At 68.5% G+C, this 13,587-nt stretch carries 15 protein-coding genes and 1 tRNA gene; 10 read left to right on the top strand and 6 right to left on the bottom strand.

Going from position 1 to position 13,587, the window contains the following annotated elements:
- Positions 1 to 76 precede the first annotated feature (76 nt).
- Positions 77 to 598 (bottom strand): hypothetical protein, encoded by a 522-nt coding sequence (locus ACFSJG_RS07260; protein WP_378484535.1) that lies wholly within the window; start codon positions 596 to 598, stop codon positions 77 to 79.
- Between the two features lie 190 nt (positions 599 to 788).
- On the opposite strand from ACFSJG_RS07260, the gene ACFSJG_RS07255 reads away from it, so the two are divergent.
- Complete coding sequence (locus ACFSJG_RS07255) at positions 789 to 1,379, top strand: putative glycolipid-binding domain-containing protein (protein WP_378484534.1); 591 nt, start codon at positions 789 to 791, stop codon at positions 1,377 to 1,379.
- A 12-nt stretch (positions 1,380 to 1,391) separates the two neighbouring features.
- Here the strand turns inward: ACFSJG_RS07255 and ACFSJG_RS07250 are convergent, their stop codons facing one another.
- Positions 1,392 to 2,360, bottom strand: a complete 969-nt coding sequence (locus ACFSJG_RS07250) for a prephenate dehydrogenase (protein ID WP_378484533.1) — start codon at positions 2,358 to 2,360, stop codon at positions 1,392 to 1,394.
- Between the two features lie 50 nt (positions 2,361 to 2,410).
- On the opposite strand from ACFSJG_RS07250, the gene ACFSJG_RS07245 reads away from it, so the two are divergent.
- From ACFSJG_RS07245 to ACFSJG_RS07225, 5 genes are all read left to right on the top strand, one after another.
- Positions 2,411 to 2,947 (top strand): tRNA adenosine deaminase-associated protein, encoded by a 537-nt coding sequence (locus tag ACFSJG_RS07245; RefSeq protein WP_378484532.1) that lies wholly within the window; start codon positions 2,411 to 2,413, stop codon positions 2,945 to 2,947.
- Between the two features lie 26 nt (positions 2,948 to 2,973).
- Positions 2,974 to 3,414, top strand: coding sequence for a nucleoside deaminase (locus ACFSJG_RS07240; RefSeq protein ID WP_378485244.1), 441 nt, complete (start codon positions 2,974 to 2,976; stop codon positions 3,412 to 3,414).
- Positions 3,415 to 3,545: 131 nt separating this feature from the next.
- A tRNA-Ser gene (locus tag ACFSJG_RS07235) sits at positions 3,546 to 3,636 on the top strand.
- 131 nt (positions 3,637 to 3,767) lie between these two features.
- Positions 3,768 to 4,139 (top strand): hypothetical protein, encoded by a 372-nt coding sequence (locus ACFSJG_RS07230; RefSeq protein ID WP_378484531.1) that lies wholly within the window; start codon positions 3,768 to 3,770, stop codon positions 4,137 to 4,139.
- A gap of 60 nt (positions 4,140 to 4,199) precedes the next feature.
- Positions 4,200 to 4,886: a YceI family protein gene (locus ACFSJG_RS07225; RefSeq protein WP_378484530.1), complete on the top strand. Its 687-nt coding sequence runs from the start codon at positions 4,200 to 4,202 to the stop codon at positions 4,884 to 4,886.
- Here ACFSJG_RS07225 and ACFSJG_RS07220 read toward each other — a convergent pair.
- Genes ACFSJG_RS07220 through ACFSJG_RS07210 form a run of 3 tightly spaced genes read right to left on the bottom strand, consistent with a single transcriptional unit; the run spans position 4,883 to position 7,096 of the window.
- The gene (locus tag ACFSJG_RS07220) at positions 4,883 to 5,791 is read right to left on the bottom strand and encodes a sterol desaturase family protein (protein ID WP_378484529.1); all 909 of its coding nucleotides are present in this window, start codon (positions 5,789 to 5,791) and stop codon (positions 4,883 to 4,885) included. The genes ACFSJG_RS07225 and ACFSJG_RS07220 overlap by 4 nt on opposite strands.
- A gap of 51 nt (positions 5,792 to 5,842) precedes the next feature.
- Entirely contained in the window at positions 5,843 to 6,961 is a 1,119-nt protein-coding gene (locus tag ACFSJG_RS07215) for an LLM class flavin-dependent oxidoreductase (protein WP_378484528.1), read from the bottom strand.
- A gap of 60 nt (positions 6,962 to 7,021) precedes the next feature.
- The gene (locus tag ACFSJG_RS07210) at positions 7,022 to 7,096 is read right to left on the bottom strand and encodes a putative leader peptide (RefSeq protein ID WP_378485243.1); all 75 of its coding nucleotides are present in this window, start codon (positions 7,094 to 7,096) and stop codon (positions 7,022 to 7,024) included.
- Positions 7,097 to 7,222: 126 nt separating this feature from the next.
- Between ACFSJG_RS07210 and ACFSJG_RS07205 the strand changes: the two genes are divergently transcribed.
- From ACFSJG_RS07205 to tgt, 4 genes are all read left to right on the top strand, one after another.
- Complete coding sequence (locus tag ACFSJG_RS07205) at positions 7,223 to 7,678, top strand: RrF2 family transcriptional regulator (RefSeq protein ID WP_378484527.1); 456 nt, start codon at positions 7,223 to 7,225, stop codon at positions 7,676 to 7,678.
- Between the two features lie 81 nt (positions 7,679 to 7,759).
- Complete coding sequence (locus ACFSJG_RS07200) at positions 7,760 to 9,493, top strand: ABC transporter ATP-binding protein (RefSeq protein ID WP_378484526.1); 1,734 nt, start codon at positions 7,760 to 7,762, stop codon at positions 9,491 to 9,493.
- The gene (locus ACFSJG_RS07195; protein WP_378484525.1) at positions 9,490 to 11,406 is read left to right on the top strand and encodes an ABC transporter ATP-binding protein; all 1,917 of its coding nucleotides are present in this window, start codon (positions 9,490 to 9,492) and stop codon (positions 11,404 to 11,406) included. Before ACFSJG_RS07200 ends, ACFSJG_RS07195 begins: the two co-directional genes overlap by 4 nt.
- A gap of 14 nt (positions 11,407 to 11,420) precedes the next feature.
- On the top strand, positions 11,421 to 12,695 hold the full coding sequence (gene tgt, locus ACFSJG_RS07190; protein ID WP_378485242.1) for a tRNA guanosine(34) transglycosylase Tgt: 1,275 nt from the start codon (positions 11,421 to 11,423) through the stop codon (positions 12,693 to 12,695).
- 226 nt (positions 12,696 to 12,921) lie between these two features.
- Here tgt and ACFSJG_RS07185 read toward each other — a convergent pair.
- On the bottom strand, positions 12,922 to 13,587 hold a 666-nt coding region (locus tag ACFSJG_RS07185), incomplete at its 5' end, for a queuosine precursor transporter (protein ID WP_378484524.1).

Raw genomic sequence — 13,587 nt, 5'->3', positions numbered from 1 at the left:
GCGAGGCCGCTGCTGGGTACGCCTCGGACGCTATCCCGCGCCGATGGCGACTACAACGCGAGCGGGCCTGCTGCGGTCACCAGCTGCAGCCGCACGTCCCGGTCAGCGATTGCACCTGGAAGCAGTCGCCGCAGGTGGTGACGAGTTCGCGCCGCCTGCTGCGGTCACGTTTCTGCGCCTTCGCCCGCGCGAGCACCACGCTCGGCGCGAGCGTCGCGATGCCGCCGTCGGCGGGGAGGTCGACGGCGCCGAAGTGCCGATAGCAGCTCAGACGTTCCTCTGCGGCGTGTTGTTCGAGGTCGTCGGGGGCGAAGCCGTAGGTCGCGGCGACCGACTTCGCGTAGCCCTCGCCGACGGTGCCGTTCACGCTGATGCACAGCGACGACAGCAGCGGCTCGCCTCGGGACGCGCATTCCGCGCCGACGCGGCTGAGCGTCTTGCCGATCCAGTTCTGCAGGAGGTTTCGGGTACGGACACCGGAACGTTCCTGGATCTCGTCCGCGAGTTCCTGATAGGTGACGGTGCGCTGATAGGTGCCTGCCACCTCGATCAGGACTCGGCGGGCTTCGGCTGACCAGATCTCCTGATTGTCGGCCATCGAATTCCTCCTGGTGCTGTCATCCGATCAGTGCCATTCTGTGACCAAGGCGTTATCCCATGGAGTGGTTTCGTCATTCCCGGCCGAAGACGGCGGCGATGGTTCAGAATGCGGCGGTGCGCGGGCGACGCGTCCGGCGTGGCACGGCACCTCGGCTGCTGATCGGGGCGGCGTCGCTTACCGTAGACAGGTGACCAATCCAGCACAGCGCGACGACACCGTGTGGCCGGCGGTTCTCACGTGGCGGGCGCACAACGCCCCCCGAATGGAGTCCGTGCGAGTGCAATTGGTGGGCAACCGGATCAGAGCGGCCGGGCGCATCATCGGCGGCGACTGCGCCGATCATCCCGCCTTCAGCGCGTCCTACGATCTCGTCACCGACGAGGCAGGCGTGACGCGCCGACTGTCGTTGCGGACGAGCCTCGCCTCCGGCGAGCGGCACGTCTCGATCAGCCGGGACCTCGAGGGCTACTGGATGGTCGAGGACGGCACGAACCACCACCGGTCCGGGTTCGGTGGGGCGCTCGACGTCGACGTCGTGCTCAGCCCGTTCTTCAACACCCTGCCGATCCGTCGGCTCGGGTTGCAGCACAACGCCGAGAACCACCAGGTGCCGGTCGTGTACGTGTACCTGCCCGACCTCAGCGTCCGGCCGGCGGAACTGACCTACAGCTCCGGACCCGACGGCATCCACGTGCTGTCCCCGGTGTCGAGTTCGACGATCTCCGTCGACGGTCAGGGATTCCTCCTCGACTATCCCGGTCTCGCCGAACGGATCTGACGCCCCGGCGGCTCAGAGCGCGCGGATCACACCGCCGCGACGACCCGCGTCCCGCAACGCCTGCTGCCAGCCCTCGGTACCGATCGCGGGGTCGGTGACTTCCCAGCGGTCGAGGTCGTCGTAGCGGCCGCGCGCGGTGTGCCCCGCGTCGACGAGCGCCTCGGTGCTGCCCGTCTCGGACAGGACGCGGCGCGCCTCGGTGAGCAGGGCCAGAGCCTCGTCCAGGGCCGTGGTCAACGCCTGCGCGTTCGCCTCGCACATAGCCCGGACCAGCGCCGGCGCCGTACCGGCTACTCGGGTGCCGTCGCGGTAGGAGCCGGCAGCCAACGCGAGCGAGAGGTCACCGCCCGCCGCCGCGGTCACCGCCAGCGCCTCGGCCAGCAGGTGCGGCAGGTGCGAGATCCGGGCGACCGCGGAGTCGTGCTCGTCGGCTCCGGCGGGGACCACGACGGAGCCGCAGTCGAGGGCGAGACGCGCGACTCGCGTCCAGTCGTCCGGGGCGGTGTCGTCCTCCGCGGCGACCACCCACACCGCCCCGCGGAACAGGTCGACGTCGCCTGCGGGCCAGCCCGACTCCGCGGTGCCCGCCATCGGGTGACCGCCGACGAACCGGCCGGCCAGCCCGTGCCTGCGGACCGCGGCGAGGACCGAGCCCTTGACGCTGACCACGTCGGTGAGAGTGCAGTCGGGGGCGTGCTCGCCGATCTGTGCCAGGACCGGGTCGAGGGCGGGTTCGGGAACGGCGATCACCACGATCGCGTTCTGTTCGCGGGCCCGTTCGAGTGCAGCGCGCAGGTCGGTGCCCGCGTCGTACCCGTCGCCACGCGCCTGGTCGGCGGACTCCGGTGAGCGGTTCCAGCCCCACACCTGGCGGCCGGATGCGGCCGCGGCTCGCAGGAGGGAACCGCCGATCAGGCCGAGCCCGAGGACGCATACCGGAGGAGCACTCGATTCAGCCGACACCCCGATAGGTTGGCACATTTGCGCCGCTGAACTTCATGTCGGGGGCACCCGCGGACTACGGTTGCCGCATGGCTGCTCAACGCGCGGGGAACAATGCCTCGTCCGACCAGATCGACGCCCTCGACGGCGTAGGTGTTGCAGTGGTTCTCGACGACGGGAAATGGAAGTGCACCGCGCTGAGCGCGGAGGCTCTGACCAGCCTCGAACAGGCCGAGAAGGAACTTCGCGAGATGCGGGCATCGGGTGCCGTGTTCGGCCTCCTCGACATCGACGAGGAGTTCTTCGTCATCCTGCGTCCCGCCCCGGCGGGGACGCGGCTGCTGCTGTCGGACGCGACGATGGCGCTGGAGTACGACATCGCCGCCGACGTCCTGGAGGCGCTGAACATCGAGACGCCTGACATCGACGCGGACGAGCTCGACGACATCGAGCCCTGGGAAGAGGGTGACCTCTCGGTGCTGTCGGATCTCGGGCTGCCCGAGCCGGTGCTCGGCGTGATCCTCGCGGAGACCGATCTGTACCCCGACGAGCAGTTGACCATGATTGCGCAGCGTCTCGGGTTCGGTTCCGAGCTGTCGGCAGTGCTCGACGCTCCGTTGCGGTGACCCCACCGCTCGCCCGCGACGAGGCGATGGTGCGTGCCGCCCTCGACGCGGCGCGCGCCGCCGACCCGGCCGACGTTCCCGTCGGCGCGGTCGTCTTCGACGCCGAGGGGCGGGAGCTGGCACGCGCCGCGAACGCGCGCGAGGCGTCCGGGGATCCCACCGCACACGCCGAGGTGCTGGCGCTGCGGCAGGCGGCCGCCGTGCACGGCGACGGCTGGCGGCTGGAGGGCGCGACGCTGGCGGTGACCCTGGAGCCGTGCACGATGTGCGCGGGTGCCCTGGTGCTGGCGCGGGTGTCCCGGGTGGTGTTCGGGGCGTGGGAGCCGAAGACCGGGGCGGTGGGCTCGCTGTGGGACGTGGTCCGGGACCGGCGGCTCACGCACCGCCCGCAGGTCCGCGGCGGCGTCCTCGAAGCGGACTGCGCGGCCCTGCTCGACGACTTCTTCCGCACCCACCGTCTCGGCTGAACGGCCCCTTCGTGCGGCTGATCGAGATGAAAGCCACCTTCAGCCGTGAGCCGCGGTCCGGAGCGCTGTAAGTTCGGCGGATTGACCAGCGGATTTAGTGTCGTGCGGGCGGGTCGGGTAAAGTCACCAGCGGTGGCGTGTCCGAGCGGCCTAAGGAGCACGCCTCGAAAGCGTGTGACGGGTAACCCCCGTCCGAGGGTTCAAATCCCTCCGCCACCGCCAGAAGCTCCCCACCTGTGTACGCAGGTGGGGAGCTTTTTTCTGTGTGTCCGTCGTTCGGACCGATTTCTCCGGTCCGGGGACGGGGAACGCGCCGATCTGGTAACCATGTGCCGGTGATGAAGGCTTCGATCGTGATTTCGCTCGCCGGCGCGGCGGTGTTGGCATTGGCCGGGTGCTCTTCGGACGACTCGTCGGCGCCGCCGACCGAGGAGAGTCTGCGCGCCACTCTGGACGCCCAGTACGGGCGGTTGCAGAAGTCGGAGTTCGCGGAGGACTACGACACTCTCTCGCAGCGGTGCCAGGACATGTTCAGCCGCGACGACTACGCGGACGCCGCGTCCCTGGCGTATGCGGGCCGGGACTTCTCCGGTCCGCAGGAACTCGCCATCACCCTGGACGGCGACTCCGCCACGGTCGTCGCGACGTCCTTCGACGGCAAGGGCAACAAGGCGCCGATGACGTGGCGCTACGTCGACGGCGAATGGAAGTTCGACAACTGCTGATCCGTTCGCCGCGGATGCTGAGCCGCACACGACCTTGAACTGTCAACTATCGTGGCGGTCATGACCAAGCGATGGTGGATCGTCGGGGGAATCGTCGCGCTCGTGGTGCTGGCGGTCGTCGCCGGGCCGTGGGTGTACGGGAACTGGATCGCCGAGGACGACGCGCCCGCCGCGACCGTCTCCACGGAGGGCGCGCAGGCCGCCGAGGGTGACATCGACGGCCAGTGGTCGGTGGCGCCGGGGACCGCCCCCAACGCCACCGCCGCCGGCTACACGGTGCACGAGATCCTCAACGGCGCCAGCGTGACCGTCGTCGGCACGACGGGCGACGTCGACGGCGCGGCCACCGTGCAGGACGGCAAGCTCACCGCGGGTGAGGTCACCGTGCAGGTCGCGACGATCAAGACGGACAACGGGCGACGGGACGGCCAGTTCACCGGCAACGTGATGAACACCGCCGAGTTCCCGACCGCGACGTTCACCATCGACACCCCGGTGGACCTGTCCGCGGTGCCGACCGACGGCACCACGGGCACCGTCACGGCGACCGGCACCCTCACGCTGAAGGGCGCGTCGCAGCCGGTCACCGTGGACGTCGAGGTACTGCGTTCCGGCAGCGACCTCATCGCCTCCGGCGCCATCCCCGTCACCTGGACGGACTATGGCGTGACGCCGCCGTCGCTGGGCTTCGTCACCGTCGATCCCACCGGCACCGTCGACTTCCTCGTGAGCCTCCAGAAGAGCTAGTCACCCCGCTGTGGCGTCCAACCCGGTGGGCCGAACACGTACCCGAACTTGTCCCGCCAGGTGTCGGCCGCGGCGACGTCGCGGCCGATGGCGGCGTACTCGTGGCTCTGCAGGGTGAGGATGTCGTAGGTACCGACCGGTTTCGTCAGCCCGTAGGTGGGTCGGTGCGTCTCCTCCTGGTAGGTGCCGAACATCCGGTCCCAGACGACGAAGATCCCCGCGTAGTTCCGGTCGAGGTACTCGGGGTCGCAGCCGTGGTGCACCCGGTGGTGTGACGGTGTGTTGAAGACGAACTCGATCGGCCGGGGCAGCTTGTCGACGTGCTCGGTGTGCACGAAGAACTGGTAGACGAGGTTCATGGAGAACCCGACGAACACCATCCACGGCGGAATGCCGATCAGCGGCAACGGAATCCACATGACGATCTCGCCGCTGTTGTTCCACTTCTGTCGGAGCGCCGTCGCGAAGTTGAAGTACTCGCTGGAGTGGTGGGCCTGGTGGGTGGCCCACACGACCCGCACCCGGTGCGCGATCCGGTGATACCAGTAGAAGAGGAAGTCGACGCCGACGATCAGGATCACCCACGTGTACCAGGCGTCCGCCGGCAGGTGCCACGGCGCGAGATATGCGTAGATCGCCGCGTACGCGACCAGCGCGAGAGCCTTCCACGCGGCGCTGGTCGCGGCGGACACCAGACCCATCGAGATGCTCGCCCGCGCGTCCCGCTGCTCGTAGCCGCCCTCGGGCGGGTGCGCGCGCCCGTCGCCGTCGATCTCCGGGCCGCCGAGGTGCCGCGCGGCGACCCACTCGATCACGAGGAACAGGACGAAGAACGGGATCGCGAGGGCTACGGGGTCGCGCAGCGGCGGCGGCAGGGAGTTCCACAGGTCGGGCAGAGCGGGCATGTATGCAGTGTGGACCCGACTGCCGCCGCCGATCCGGGGATCCGGGGAATACTAGGCGGAAACCAGGGCGGGGCTGTCGGACAGCAGTCCGCGGCGGGTGAGGATCGGGCGAACGCCCTCACCGAACCAGTACGCCTCCTCGACGTGCGGATACCCGGACAGAACGAACTCGTCGATACCGGCGGCGTGGTACTCCGCGATGCGGTCCGCAACCTCGGTGTGGCTGCCGACGAGCGCGGTCCCGGCGCCGCCCCGGACCAGGCCGACACCGGCCCACAGGTTCGGGGCGATCTCCAGGTTCGCGGTGCTGCCCGCGTGCAGTGCGGTCATCCGGCGCTGCCCCTCGGACTCCGCGTTCGCGAATCGGGCGGCGGTGGCGGCGACGGCGTCGGGATCGAGGCCGGCGAGCATCTTCTCGGTCACCGCCCATGCTTCCGCGGACGTGTCGCGGGTGATGACGTGCAGGCGGATGCCGAAGCGGACGGTGCGGCCGGCGCGCTCGGCGTGTTCGCGCACCGCGGCGATCTTCGCGGCGACGGCGGCGGGCGGTTCACCCCAGGTGAGGTAGACGTCCGCGTGCGCGCCCGCGACGGGGAGCGCGGCCGCCGACGATCCGCCGAAGTACAACGGCGGCACGGGATTCGGCGGCGCTGAGGTGGTGGCGCCCGCGAGTGTGTAGTGCTCGCCGGTGAAGTCGAACGGTTCGTCGGCCCACGTTCCGCGCAGCGCCTGCATGAACTCGGCGGTCCGCGCGTAGCGCTGGTCCTTGTTCAGCCAGTCGCCGAACTGCTGCTGCTCGATCGAGTCGCCGCCGGTGACGACGTTGAGCAGGAGGCGCCCGCCCGACAGGCGCTGGAAGCTCGACGCCATCTGCGCCGCCAGGGTCGGGGAGATGGCGCCGGGCCGGAACGCGACCAGGAACTTGAGCCGTGTCGTCAGCGGAATCAGGGCAGCGGTGGTCAGCCAGGCGTCCTCGCAGTGGGTGCCGGTCGGGGTGAGCACACCGGTGAACCCGGCGGCTTCGGCGGCCCGCGCGACCTGCGTCAGGTAGTCGAGGGTGGGGGCGCGTTCGCCGGCGGTGCGCGGGTCGGCGTTCGAGGAGTTCGAGTTGTCCACGATGCCGCGGCCGTCGCCGGCTGTGGGCAGGAACCAGTGCAGATCGACGCTCATGGGGTCTCCGGAATGAGGGTGCGGTGTGCCGCGGATGCGGAAGGGAGGCGGGGTGGGCCGCTACCGACAGAGCGCACCGGCCACACGCAGGAGGTCGACGTGGCGTCGAACCGTGAGCGTGGGCAGACCGGACATGCGTTCAGGTTGTCAGTGCCGGGCGGACGCTGTCAATCCGGTCGGCACGTAAACCTTGGCGATTCCATACCACCGTGATAGGAATTGGCGCGGAGGCCCGCCCGGGGCCCGGCGAGGGAGTGATCGGTGCACATCAGCGCGAAGGTCGACTACGCCGTGCGCACCCTCGTCGAGATCGCGGGAGCGGAGAGCACGCCCGTCAAGGCCGAGTACCTCGCCACCGCCCAGACGATTCCGCACAAGTTCCTCGAAGCCGTCCTCGGAGACCTGCGGCGTGCCGGTCTGGTGCAGAGCCGCCGCGGGCCGGACGGCGGCTACTGGCTCGCCCGGCCCGCGGCGGAGATCGCCGTCGCCGACGTCATCCGCTCGGTGGAGGGTCCGCTCGCCTCGGTGCGCGGGGAGCGCCCGGAGGAGGTCGAGTACGACGGACCCGCGAAGCCGCTGCGGGACGTGTGGATCGCCGTGCGCGTGAACCTGCGCGCGGTGCTCGAAGAGGTGACGGTCGCCGACATCGCGTCGGGCGCGCTGCCCGATTTCGTCGGCCGGCTCACCGCCGACCCGGAGGCCTGGCAACGACGCTGACGCCATCCGCCGCGAGGTCGTGAGCCGAAGTCACTACCGGCAACAGGTCGGCAAACAGGCTGGTTGGTAGCCTCGGTCACTATGCTGTACTCACTGCTGCGGACATACCTGCGGCCGTATCGGGCTGACATCACTGGTGTGATCGCACTGCAGTTGATTTCCACGATGGCGTCGCTGTATCTGCCGACCCTCAACGCCAGGATCATCGACGACGGTGTCACCAAGGGTGACACGAGTGTCGTCCTGTCCACCGGCGGCGTCATGCTGCTCATCACCGGCCTGCAGATCGCCTGCAGCATCGGTGCCGTGTACTTCGGCGCCCGCGCGGCAATGGGTCTCGGCCGCGACCTGCGCGCCGCCGTGATGTACCGAGTCGGCGACTTCTCGTCCCGGGAGGTCGGGCTCTTCGGCGCCCCGTCGCTGATCACCCGGAACACCAACGACGTCCAGCAGATCCAGATGGTCGTCGTCATCTCCTGCACGATCCTCGTCGCTGCGCCCATCATGTGCATCGGCGGCGTCGTCATGTCCATCCAGCAGTCGCACGGACTGGCATGGGTGCTGGCCATCGCCGTTCCGGTGCTGGCACTGACCATGTTCCTGATCGTCCGGAAGATGGTTCCCCAGTTCCGGTCCATGCAGGTACGGATCGACGCGATCAACCGGGTTCTGCGCGAGCAGATCACCGGCATCCGCGTGGTCCGCGCGTTCGTCCGCGAACGCGACGAGGTGGCGCGGTTCGCCGACACGAACGACCAGCTGGTGTCCGTTGCGCTGCGTGTCGGCAGGCTGATGGCGGTCATGAGTCCCGCCGTCCTGATGATCGCCAACCTGACCAGCATCTCCGTGCTGTGGCTCGGTGCCCATCTCATCGACCAGGGAACGATGGAGATCGGCGCGCTCACCGCGGTCCTGACCTACATCATGCAGATCCTGATGTCGGTGATGATGGTCACGGTGATGACGGTGCTGCTGCCGCGCGCGTCGGTCTGCGCGGAGCGGCTCACCGAGGTCCTCGACACCGAGCCGTCGGTGTCCGAACCGGCCCGGGACCTCGAGTCGTGGCGCGCGCGCGGCATCGTCGAGATGCGCGACGTGTCCTTCTCCTTCCCCGGCGCCGACGAACCGGTGCTGCGCGACATCAGCTTCCTCGCCGAGCCCGGCATGACGACCGCGATCATCGGCGGAACCGGCTCCGGAAAGTCCACGCTGCTCAATCTGATCCCGCGGCTGATCGACGCCACCGAAGGTCAGGTGCAGGTCGGCGCCGCCGACGTCCGGTACGTCGACTCGACCCGACTGCGCAACTCCATCGGTCTCGTCCCGCAGAAGGCGTTCCTGTTCTCCGGCACCATCGCCACGAACCTCCGGTACGGCAATCCCGAGGCCACCGATGCGCAGCTGTGGCGGGCGCTGGAGGTCGCGCAGGCCGCCGACTTCGTCAAGTCGGCCCCCGCCGGACTCGACACACCCGTCGCGCAGGGTGGTGCGAACCTGTCGGGCGGCCAGCGTCAGCGCATCGCGATCGCTCGCGCCCTCGTCCGCAACGCGGAGATCTACCTGTTCGACGACTCGTTCTCCGCGCTCGACCTCGGCACCGACGCCCGGCTGCGTGCCGCGCTGCGGCCCGTCACCCGTGACGCCTGTGTCATCGTCGTCGCGCAGCGGGTGTCGAGCATCATGGACGCCGATCAGATCCTCGTCCTCGAGGACGGCCGGCTCGTCGGTGTCGGTACGCACGACCGGTTGCTCGAGACCTGCCCGACCTATTCCGAGATCGTCGCATCCCAGTTCACCGTCGAGGAGGCGTCGTGACCACGCCGGGCGGTGCAACCGCAATCCCGGGCAAGAAGGCCATCAACTTCCTTCCGTCGCTGCGCCGACTGTTGAGGCGTCTTCGGCCGCACCGGTTCCAGGTGGGCGTCGTCATGCTGCTCGCGACGCTCAGCGTCGTGTTCAGCGTCGCCAGCCCGAAGATCATGGGCCACGCGACGAACATCATCTTCGACGGCATGATCGGCCGGCAGCTGCCGGAGGGCCTGACCAAGGACCAGGCCGTCGAGGCGCTGCGGGCCGAGGGGCAGAACACGTTCGCGGACATGGTGTCCGGCATGAACGTCGTGCCCGGTAGCGGCATCGACTGGACGGCACTCGGGCAGGTCCTCGTCCTCGTGCTCGTGTTGTTCCTGCTCGCATCGGGATTCGCGTGGCTGCAGGCGTACCTGCTGAACAACATCGTGCAGGGCACCGTCCGACAGCTCCGCGCCGACGTGGAGGCGAAGCTGCACCGACTGCCGCTGCGCTACTTCGACACCACCCAGCGCGGCGAGGTGCTGTCGCGGGTCACCAACGACATCGACAACGTCTCGCAAACCGTCAGTCAGACGGTGAACCAGCTGCTCACCGCCGTGCTGACGGTGATCGGCATCCTCGGCATGATGCTGTGGATCTCGCCGCTGCTCTCGCTCATCGCGATCCTGACGGTGCCCGCGTCGATCGCGGTGACGACGTTCGTCGCGAAGCGTTCCCAGAAGCACTTCGTCGCGCAGTGGCAGTCGACGGGCCTGCTCAACGCACACATCGAGGAGAGCTACACCGGTCACGACATCGTGCAGGCGTTCGGCAGGCAGGACGCCGTGCGGGCCACGTTCGACGAGCGCAACGGCCGCCTCTACGACTCGGGCTTCAAGGCGCAGTTCATCTCGGGTCTCATCCAGCCGGCCGTCATGTTCCTCGGCAACCTGAACTACGTGGCCATCGCGGTCGTCGGCGGCATGCGGGTCGCGTCCGGAACGATGAGCCTCGGCGACGTGCAGGCGTTCATCCAGTACTCGCGCCAGTTCACGCAGCCGATCACGCAGGTCAGCTCGATGATGAACCTGATGCAGTCGGGTGTCGCGTCCGCCGAGCGAGTCTTCGAACTCCTCGACGAGGACGAGCAGGCCCCCGATCCGGAGCCCGCGGCGACGCCGATGACGAACCGCGGTCTGGTCGAGTTCCAGGACGTGTCCTTCCGGTACAAGGAGGACACGCCGCTGATCGACGACATGAACCTCATCGTGCGGCCGGGCCAGATGATCGCCATCGTCGGCCCCACGGGCGCGGGCAAGACCACACTGGTGAACCTGATCATGCGGTTCTACGAGGTGGACGCAGGCCGCATCCTCCTCGACGGCGTCGACATCTCGAAGATGACCCGCGACGACCTGCGCTCCCGGATGGGCATGGTGCTGCAGGACACCTGGCTGTTCGGCGGCACCATCCGCGACAACATCGCCTACGGCCGCCCCGGCGCCACCGAGGACGAGATCGTCGCCGCCGCGCGGGTCAGCCACGTCGACCGATTCGTGCGCACCCTCCCCAAGGGCTACGACACCGTCATCGACGAGGAGGGCAACAACATCAGCGCCGGTGAGAAGCAGCTCATCACCATCGCGCGTGCGTTCCTGTCCGATCCGTCGATCCTCATCCTCGACGAGGCGACCAGCTCCGTCGACACCCGCACCGAGGTGCTCGTCCAGCACGCGACGGCGGCGCTGCGCAGCGACCGGACCAGCTTCGTCATCGCGCACCGACTCTCCACCGTCCGGGACGCCGACGTGATCCTGGTGATGAAGGACGGGTCGATCGTCGAGCAGGGTTCGCACAGCAGGCTGCTGGAGATGGACGGCGCCTACGCGGAGCTGTACCACAGCCAGTTCGCCGGACCGGCGCAGGTGCAGACGTGACCGAGCCTGCTTGGATGGACGGCGTGAGCAGCAACGACGACGCACCGGTGCCTTCGCCGAACGACCCCTTCTTCACGGTCGGGACCGGGATTCCCGGGCAGCTCGGACGCACCGGCACCATCCACACCCCGCACGGTGACATCGCGACGCCCGCCTTCATCGCGGTCGGCACCAACGCGACCGTGAAGGCGGTGCTTCCGGAGACGATCCGGGAGGCGGGGGCGCAGGCCGTCCTCGCCAACGCCTACCACCTGTACCTGCAGCCGGGACCGGACGTCGTCGACGAGGCGGGCGGGCTGGGCCGGTTCATGAACTGGTCCGGCCCCACGTTCACGGACAGCGGCGGGTTCCAGGTGATGTCGCTGGGCGTCGGCTTCAAGAAGGTGCTCGCGATGGAGGCCGTCGGTGTGCAGTCCGACGACGTCATCGCGCAGGGCAAGGAACGGCTCGCGCACGTCGACGACGACGGGGTGACGTTCAAGTCGCACCGTGACGGGTCCCGCCACCGGTTCACGCCGGAGGTGTCGATGGGCATCCAGCACCAGCTCGGCGCCGACATCATCTTCGCGTTCGACGAGCTCACCACGTTGTTCAACACGCGCGCCTACCAGGAGCAGTCGGTGGAGCGGACGCAGGCGTGGGCGGTGCGGTGCATCGCCGAGCACGAGCGCCTGACAGCAGAGCGCCGTCATCGTCCGTACCAGGCGCTGTTCGGCGTCGTGCAGGGCGCGCAGTACGAGGACCTGCGGCGTCAGGCGTGCCGCGGACTGGAGTCGATCGTCGGGGAGACCGGCCGCGGCTTCGACGGCTACGGCATCGGTGGTGCGCTGGAGAAGGCGAACCTGGGCACCATCGTCCGCTGGTGCAACGAGGAACTGCCGGAGCACAAGCCGCGGCATCTGCTCGGGATCAGCGAACCGGACGACCTGTTCACCGCGATCGAGAACGGTGCCGACACCTTCGACTGCGTGAACCCGTCCCGGGTGGCGCGCAATGCGGCGATCTACACGGAGAACGGCCGGTTCAACATCAACACCAGCCGGTTCAGGCGTGACTTCGACCCGATCGACGAGAACTGCGACTGCTACACCTGCCGGAACTACTCGCGCGCGTACATCCACCACCTGTTCAAGGCGAAGGAGATGCTCGCTTCGACGCTCGCGACGATCCACAACGAGCGGTTCACGATCCGGTTGGTCGACCGGATCCGGGACAGCATCGACGGCGGATACTTCGACGACCTGCGCGCCCAGACGCTCAGCAGCTTCTACGCCACCGCCCGCGCCTGACCGACACCCCGACGGCCCCGACGTCCGGGGTGATCCCGCGCGTCTGGCTGAAGGTGGCGTTCATCTCGTCAGATCGGGTGGATGCCACTTTCAGCCGTGGGTAGGGAGTGCGACCGGCTGTGGGTGCGCGTGCGACCGGCTGCCTGGCTGAAGGTGGCGTTCATCTCGTTGGATCGAGTGAACGCCACGTTCAGCCGTGGGTGGTTGGCGTGCGGAGTGGGTGGTGTCAGGAGGCGACGACGTACGTCGGCTCGTGCTTCTTGACGTACGCGATGACGCGGTAGGTGATCGGCATGACCAGTACCTCGACGAGGGTCTTCCACAGGAACCCGACGATCAGGTAGTTGAAGAAGTCGTCCCAGGTGCTGATGCCGATGGCTCCGGCGGCGATCGCGCAGAAGATCAGGGTGTCCGCGAACTCGCCGACGACGGTCGAGCCGATCAGGCGCGCCCACAGGTACTTCTCCTTGGTGCGCTCCTTGATCGTCACCATGACCAGGGAGTTCAGCATCTGCCCGACGAGGTAGCCGGCGAGCCCTGCCAGCAGCAGTCGCGGGTACACCCCGACGACCGCGTGCAGCGCCTCCTGGTTCTCGTAGAACTCCGCAGACGGCAGCTCCAGCAGGACCCAGAAGCAGCCCGCGGCCAGGATCAGTGCACCGAAGCCCAGGTAGATCGCACGGCGGGTTGCCTTGAAGCCGTACACCTCGCTGAGGACGTCACCGAGGACGTACGCGAGCGGGAACAGGAAGAACCCGCCGTCGGTGATGATCGGCAGGATCTGCAGCGGGCCGACGCTGACGTCGAGGTCGGGGAAGAACGCGACGCCCTTCGTGGCGCAGATGTTGGAGATGAGCAACACCGCCGTGAACAGCGAGACGAACGTCGGGTA

The sequence above is a fragment of the Rhodococcus gannanensis genome, assembly GCF_042681175.1.
Taxonomy (GTDB): domain Bacteria; phylum Actinomycetota; class Actinomycetes; order Mycobacteriales; family Mycobacteriaceae; genus Rhodococcus_G; species Rhodococcus_G gannanensis.
The sequence above is the reverse complement of the archived record's forward strand: the minus strand, read 5'-3'. Positions and strand labels throughout refer to the sequence as shown.

Coding starts and splice junctions, on each gene's coding strand:
- ACFSJG_RS07260 (WP_378484535.1), bottom strand. CDS start 598: ATGGCCGACAATCAGGAGATCTGGTCAGCCGAAGCCCGCCGAGTCCTG.
- ACFSJG_RS07250 (WP_378484533.1), bottom strand. CDS start 2,360: ATGTGCCAACCTATCGGGGTGTCGGCTGAATCGAGTGCTCCTCCGGTA.
- ACFSJG_RS07245 (WP_378484532.1), top strand. CDS start 2,411: ATGGCTGCTCAACGCGCGGGGAACAATGCCTCGTCCGACCAGATCGAC.
- ACFSJG_RS07240 (WP_378485244.1), top strand. CDS start 2,974: ATGGTGCGTGCCGCCCTCGACGCGGCGCGCGCCGCCGACCCGGCCGAC.
- ACFSJG_RS07225 (WP_378484530.1), top strand. CDS start 4,200: ATGACCAAGCGATGGTGGATCGTCGGGGGAATCGTCGCGCTCGTGGTG.
- ACFSJG_RS07220 (WP_378484529.1), bottom strand. CDS start 5,791: ATGCCCGCTCTGCCCGACCTGTGGAACTCCCTGCCGCCGCCGCTGCGC.
- ACFSJG_RS07215 (WP_378484528.1), bottom strand. CDS start 6,961: ATGAGCGTCGATCTGCACTGGTTCCTGCCCACAGCCGGCGACGGCCGC.
- ACFSJG_RS07200 (WP_378484526.1), top strand. CDS start 7,760: ATGCTGTACTCACTGCTGCGGACATACCTGCGGCCGTATCGGGCTGAC.
- tgt (WP_378485242.1), top strand. CDS start 11,421: ATGGACGGCGTGAGCAGCAACGACGACGCACCGGTGCCTTCGCCGAAC.